The sequence below is a fragment of the Mesorhizobium sp. M7A.F.Ca.US.011.01.1.1 genome (genome assembly GCF_003998295.1).
In the GTDB taxonomy this organism is placed as follows: domain Bacteria; phylum Pseudomonadota; class Alphaproteobacteria; order Rhizobiales; family Rhizobiaceae; genus Mesorhizobium.
In genome coordinates this window covers 1-348 of record NZ_RZRT01000243.1, presented here as the reverse complement: position 1 = coordinate 348, position 348 = coordinate 1, and the positions used below count along the sequence as shown (strand labels likewise).

Genomic DNA, 348 nt, shown 5'->3' with positions numbered 1-348 from the left:
GCGGCGTTTAACATGGCCAATAACCCCGCGACGACGCTGACTTTCAACAAGGCCGACATCGATGCCAAGACGATAAGGACCGCTTACACGCAAAACTTTACCCAATCGTTGACTACGTCGCTGGTCAGCGGCCTGTCGCTGACGGCGAATTTACTCGGCCTGCCGCTGAATCTGGACGCCCTTCTGGGATTTGTGAAGCCGCCGGTGGTGGCACTTCTGAACAGCGTGGCAGCACCGATCGATACCTTGCTTGCCAACCTGCTTGGAGCCCTTGGCGTGCGTCTCGGCGAGGCGGATGTCCGGGTCACCGGTGCGACTTGTGGACGCTCCGTGCTGGTGCAGTAGAGC

1 pseudogene is annotated in these 348 nt (G+C 59.8%); it reads left to right on the top strand.

What is annotated here, in order from left to right:
- A pseudogene (locus EOA13_RS37550) lies at positions 1-345 on the top strand (hypothetical protein); the annotation flags it as partial.
- Positions 346-348 lie beyond the last annotated feature (3 nt).